At 57.9% G+C, this 4618-nt stretch carries 3 protein-coding genes; all 3 read left to right on the top strand.

Features of this window, described 5'->3' with window-relative positions; all coding sequences use genetic code 11:
- Positions 1-199 precede the first annotated feature (199 nt).
- Complete coding sequence (locus M1617_04070; protein ID MCL5887467.1) at positions 200-1096, top strand: SAM-dependent methyltransferase; 897 nt, start codon at positions 200-202, stop codon at positions 1094-1096.
- Complete coding sequence (locus M1617_04075) at positions 1093-2397, top strand: restriction endonuclease subunit S (GenBank protein MCL5887468.1); 1305 nt, start codon at positions 1093-1095, stop codon at positions 2395-2397. The genes M1617_04070 and M1617_04075 overlap by 4 nt, the downstream gene beginning before the upstream one ends.
- An 11-nt stretch (positions 2398-2408) precedes the next feature.
- Positions 2409-4618 (top strand): type I restriction endonuclease (locus M1617_04080; protein ID MCL5887469.1); only part of this gene is annotated, 2210 nt, incomplete at its 3' end.

Genomic DNA, 4618 nt, shown 5'->3' on the forward strand with positions numbered 1-4618 from the left:
TCTTGCTGGAATTAGCGAAGGAAACATGCACCAGCAGTAGGTGAAGCATCAACCAGATAATCCGATGAGATGCCGGTCTGTCTCACTCTCATGCAAAGGTAAGATCAACCATTTAATCCGCTTACCCTTCACAGGTGATGCTGGCTCCGGCCCCTCTGAGATCCGTCGCTGGATATTAGAGAACGATCTCCTTGAAGCCATGGTGGCCTTGCCGGAACAGCTCTTCTACAACACTGCTATCGCTACCTACATCTGGGTGGTCACCAACCGCAAAGCCCCTGAACGCGCGGGCCGCGTTCTGCTAGTAGACGCTACTTCGTTCTGGACGCCTTTACGCAAGAGCCTCGGCAAGAAGCGCCGCGAGATTCCCGCACACAAGACTGCGGAGATACTGCGCTTACTCGATGCCTTCGAGGAAGGCGAGTTCTGCCGTGTCTACCCAACGACCCACTTCGGATACCGAAAGATTACTGTCGAGCGACCCCTCAGACTCAATTTCGAGGCGTCACCAGAGCGTATCGCCCTACTTGATGACAAGCCTGCGTTCAAGAAGCTGGCTGTCTCAAAGAAGAAGGATGCGGGGATCAAGGCTGCCGAGGAGGCCGAAGGCCGGAAGCGCCAGGACGAGATCAAGCGGTTGCTTTTCACACTACAAGGCCAGGTCTTCACCAACCGTGACGAATTCCTCGACACGCTTAAGAATGCCGAGGCGAATCACGACATCAAGCTTGACGCTCCCATTCGCAAGGCGGTGCTTGCTGCTCTATCGGAGCGCGATGAGAGCACCGACATGTGCACTGACTCGAAGGGCAACATAGAGTCCGATCCAGAGCTGCGTGACATAGAGAATGTCCCGCTGGTCGAGTCGATTCAGGAGTATTTCGCTCGCGAGGTTACGCCGTACGTGCCGGATGCCTGGGTCAACACGGCGGTGACTGACCCAAAGGATGGCGAGATCGGACAAGTTGGCTACGAAATAAACTTCAACCGTTACTTCTACAAATACGTGCCCCCGCGTCCGCTGAACGAGATCGAAGCCAATCTAAGGGCAGTCGAGAACGAGATTCTTGAGCTGCTCAAGCAGGTTACCGCGTGAGCACGTACAAGCCCTCTAAGGCTCCATGGCTTGCGCGTATTCCCAGCACGTGGAGCGAAGCCCCACTGTTCACATTCTTCCGCGATAACAAGACCAAGAATATTGGCATGGCAGAGGCCAACGTTCTCTCGCTGAGCTACGGGACGATCAAGCGGCGTGACCTAGACTCTGGAATGGGCCTACTCCCGGAGTCGTTCGAGACCTACCAAATCGTTGAGCCCGGCGATATCGTGATGCGCCTTACCGATCTACAGAATGATCAACGCAGTCTACGAACGGGTCTCGTGAGGGAGCGCGGCATCGTAACCTCTGCGTATCTTGCACTGAGGCCGTCCAAGTACGTTGATCCCCGGTTCGCGCATTATCTCCTGCACTCCCTGGACACGATGAAGGTCTACTACGGCTTGGGTGCAGGTGTTCGTCAAACGATGAAGTACCGCGACCTCAGCGGAGCTTACCTTGCGATGCCTATGCGAGTGGTACAGACACAGATTGCGGACTATCTTGATTCTGAAATCGCCCGCATCGACGCCCTGATCGACCGCAAGCAGCGCTTCATCGACCTGCTACTTGAGAAGCGCACCGCCATCATTGCTCACGCCGTGACCAAGGGGTTCGATTACAAAGCGGAGATGAAGGACTCGGGTATCGAGTGGTTCGGCGCTATCCCACTGCACTGGACTGTCGGTCGCCTGAAAGATCTAGTTACATCCATCCAGACGGGACCCTTTGGCACCCAGCTTGGGGCGAACGACTACATGGTCGACGGCACGCCGGTCATCAACCCCGTTCACATCAAGGACAACCGACTAGTGCCGGATCCAGAGACGTCGGTAACCGAGGCGACCGTAGCGAGGTTAAACGGGTATTTGCTGCGAACGGCTGATGTGGTCTGTGCCCGACGCGGCGATCTGGGTAGATGTGCGGTAGTCACGCCACAACAGGAGGGGTGGGTGACAGGCACTGGCAGCCTCCGGGTTCGACCAAACCAGCGAAGGGTGGCTCCCGAGTTCCTCCAGCTGCTCATCTCGCAACAGGGCTCCAGGGACTGGCTCAGCCTTCAGTCGGTCGGTGCGACGATGGACAACCTGAACGAGGGCATCCTTGCTCGTCTCCCGGTCGCCGCACCCGACGTCGTCGAACAACGCAGTATCATCAGGAGGATTGGCGCAGATGTGTGCAAGGTGGATGATTTGGTCGAACGTACGCGACGCAGCATCGACCTGCTCCGCGAGTACCGCACGGCCCTGATATCCGCAGCTGTGACCGGTCAGATCGACATTCCGGGCACCGAGACCTAGGAGGAGGTCGCGTGAACGTTAACATCAAGGAGGCCGCGTTCGAGTCCGACATCGAGGGTGCCCTCCTTGCTGGTGGCCCCGACGCACTCGAGGGGCGGTTCCTCGCGCACGAGGATCCCGCCGAGTACGGAACGTGGATTCCCGGCAGCTACCTAAGCCGTACCGCCGCAGATTTCGACAAGCAGCTGGCCCTCCTGCCCAAAGACACACTCGACTTCGTGATGACGACGCAGCCAGAAGCGTGGGAGAAGCTCTCACAGCATCACGGCGCTGACGTGAAGGGCAAGTTCCTCAAGCGCGTCTCTTCCGAGATTGAGAAGCACGGCTTGCTCCACGTCCTGCGCGAAGGCGTGAAGGACTCGGGCTGCAAGTTCTCACTTGCGTTCTATCCGCCGGCAAGCGGCCTGAACGTCGAGACCGCCAAGCTTTACGAAGCCAACGTCTTCTCGGTCGTGCGACAGCTACACTACTCGGAACGCAACAAGAACTCCATCGACGTCGTCCTCTTCCTGAACGGCCTGCCGATCTTCACCGCCGAGCTCAAGAACCAGCTCAATGGCCAGAACGTCCAAGACGCCATCAAGCAGTATCGCTTCGACCGCGATCCGCATGAGCCGCTCTTGCGACTTGGGCGTGTGCTCGCTCACTTCGCGGTGGACACCGAACTCGCGTATGTGACTACCGAACTTGCTGGACCCAAAACGGTATTCCTGCCGTTCAATCAGGGCAACAACGGTGGCGCTGGCAATCCGACTGTACCGCCAACCCAGAAAGGCTACGGCACGTCCTACCTATGGGAGTACGTTTGGTCGCGGGACTCCGTGCTCGATCTCGTCTTGAACTTCGTCGCCTCTCTCAGCGTCGAGGACGATAAGGGCAGGAGCACCCGTCGGAAAAAGCTCGTCTTCCCGCGCTTCCACCAGCTCAAAGCTGTGCGTGATCTCGTTGACGATGCTAGACAGAAGGGTGCCGGAGAGCATTATCTGATCCAGCACTCGGCGGGGTCGGGCAAGTCGAACACGATCGCGTGGCTCGCACATAGGCTCACGACCCTGCACGACGCGGATGACAACCGTATTTTCGACACCATCGTAGTCGTGACAGACCGTCGTGTGCTGGACCGCCAGCTACAAAAGACCATCCGGTCCTTCGAGAAGACTGCCGGGCTGGTCGAGAACATAGACGCCACTTCACGACAGCTCAAAGAGGCACTTGAAGGCGGCAAGCAGATCATCGTCACGACGCTCCAGAAGTTCCCGGTCATCGTGAACGAGATGGGGGAGCTATCCGGCCACAGCTTCGCCGTCATCATCGACGAAGCACACTCCTCGACTTCTGGTGAGCAGACCAAGGACCTCAAGAAGGTTCTGGCCGCAGACTCGCTCAGTGAGGCCGCGGCGGAGGAGTCTGGTGCGCCCGAGGACTACGAGGACAAGATCGTTGCAGAGATGCGGGCGCGAGGCCGCCTGAAGAACGCCTCTTTCTTTGCGTTTACCGCGACCCCAAAGCCCAAGACGCTAGAGCTCTTCGGTCGCAAGACCCCTGAGGGTGAGTTCGAGGCCTTCTCGCTGTACTCGATGCGCCAAGCTATCGAAGAGAAGTTCATCCTAGATGTGCTCAAGAGCTACACCACGTACAAGATGTACTGGCGGCTGCTGAAGTCCGTGGAAGAGGACCCTCACTACGATCACGACAAAGCGAGCTACTTGCTTCGAGCATTCGTCGACCTCAATGAGCACACCATCCGCAACAAGGTCGAGATCATGGTCGAGCATTTCCGCAACAACACAGCGGGGCGCATCGGCGGCAAAGCCAAGGCGATGATCGTCACGCGCAGCCGTCTTCATGCTGTGCGCTACAAGCTCATAGTCGACGCCTACCTCAGGGAGCAGGGCTACCCGTACAAGTCGCTGGTTGCCTTCTCCGGATACGTTCACGACGGAGGCCAGGAATACAGTGAGCCTTCGATGAATGGCATCTCGGAAAAGCAGACCGCCGCGACCTTCCATCTGCCCGAGTACCGCTTCTTGATCGTCGCAGAGAAGTTCCAGACCGGTTTCGACGAGCCGCTCCTACACACGATGTATGTGGACAAGAAGCTTGGCGGAGTCCACGCAATCCAGACGCTTTCGCGCTTGAACCGCATCCACCCGGGCAAGGACGACACGATGGTACTCGACTTCGTGAACGAGGCCGACAGCATCGCCGAGTCCTTCCAGCC

This window comes from Actinomycetota bacterium (genome assembly GCA_023488435.1).
Classification (GTDB): Bacteria; Actinomycetota; Coriobacteriia; order Anaerosomatales; family UBA912; genus UBA912.